At 41.3% G+C, this 1,691-nt stretch carries 1 protein-coding gene; it reads left to right on the top strand.

All coding sequences use genetic code 11. The features are described 5' to 3' along the window. Positions 1-1,639: Tn3 family transposase (locus H6G96_RS40660; protein WP_190920322.1), on the top strand; the 1,639-nt coding region annotated here is incomplete at its 5' end. Between the last annotated feature and the right edge of the window lie 52 nt (positions 1,640-1,691).

Here is a 1,691-nt window from a genome sequence, read left to right as displayed (position 1 = left end):
CGTAATTAAGGGAGATACTATTGACCGTCACTACTACGAGATGTGTGCTTTAGCTGAGTTACGTAGTGGTTTGCGTTCTGGGGATATTTGGGTAGCAGGCTCGAAGCAGTTCCAAGATTTTGAGGATTATTTGTTACCAGATAGCTCATGGCAGTCAATGTGTTCTTCTAACACTATACCTGTGGCAGTAACAACGGATTTTACTACCTATATTGAACAACGCTCACTCGAATTGGCGGAACAATTAGCGCTTGTTTCTTCAATGATTGTAGAGAATAAGCTGGTTGATGTCAGAATAGAAAACGAGCTATTAATTATCACTCCTCTCACCAATGCTGTCCCGAAGGAGGTTGATGAATTCAGCAGAAAAATTCATAATTTACTGCCAAGAATTAAGTTGACTGATTTGTTGGTAGAAGTTGATTCTTGGACACAATTTACTAAACATTTTACACATTTACATTCAGGAGAACAAGTATCCGATAAAGTTGTTTTGTTAAGTGCCTTGCTTGCTGATGGTATTAATTTAGGTTTAACGCGGATGGCTGACGCAACTCAAGGAATGTCCTTTGAGCGTTTAGCTTGGGTGGCGGATTGGTATATTCGGGATGAAACTTATTCCAAAGCTTTAGCTGAGGTAGTAAATTTTCATGCACAGATCCCATTTGCTGCTTATTGGGGTGATGGGACAACATCTTCTTCTGATGGCCAACGGTTTAAAGCAGGCGGACATCGCAGTTTTAATGAAGAGATCAATGCCAAGTATGGTAAGGATAGAAGCGTGATTTTTTACACGCATATTTCTGACCAGTATGCCCCTTTTCACATTAAGGTAATTAACGCCACGATTAGGGATGCAACTCACGTTTTGGATGGTTTGTTGTATCATGAGAGTGATTTACAGATTCAAGAGCATTATACAGATACAAGCGGTTATACCGAGCATATATTTGCGATGTGCCATTTACTGGGATTTAGATTTGCTCCTCGAATGCGAGATTTACCTGATAAGAAATTGTATACTTTTGAACCTAGTTCCCCTGATTCGGTTTTAGCACCCCTGCTAGGTGACAAGATTAATGTGAAATTGATTCAGGAATCTTGGGATGAGATTCTACGCCTTGCTAGTTCAATTCGGACTGGGACGGTGACTGCTTCTTTGATGTTGAGGAAATTAGCTTCTTATCCTCGGCAGAATAGTTTAGCTTTAGCTTTGCGGGAGTTAGGGAGGATTGAGCGAACTTTGTTTACTTTGGAATGGTTGCAGAGTCCAGGACTGCGGCGACGGGCGACGGCTGGTCTAAACAAGGGTGAGGCAAAACATACTCTGAAAAGGGCGGTGTTTTTTAATCGTCTGGGTGAGATTCGCGATCGCTCTTATGAAGACCAGTTTTATCGGACCAGTGGGTTGAATTTGGTCATTGCTGCTATTGTTCTGTGGAATACAGTGTACTTAGAAAAAGCTGTGGACTATTTGAAACAACAAGGAATGGATATTCCTGAAGAATATTTGCAACATTTGTCACCATTGGGATGGGAGCATATCAATCTTACTGGCGATTATGTCTGGAATTTGAAACAGGCGACCAGTTTTGACAAGTTGCGGCCTTTGCGGATTAAGGAAAACAAGTATCGCTGAAATGCTTATGTGATATAGGTTTCAGCCTTAGCGTACAATTTTCCCGTTTTGG

Source organism: Nostoc sp. FACHB-892 (assembly GCF_014698795.1).
GTDB lineage: Bacteria > Cyanobacteriota > Cyanobacteriia > Cyanobacteriales > Nostocaceae > Nostoc.
This window is presented reverse-complemented; position numbering and strand designations above follow the sequence as displayed.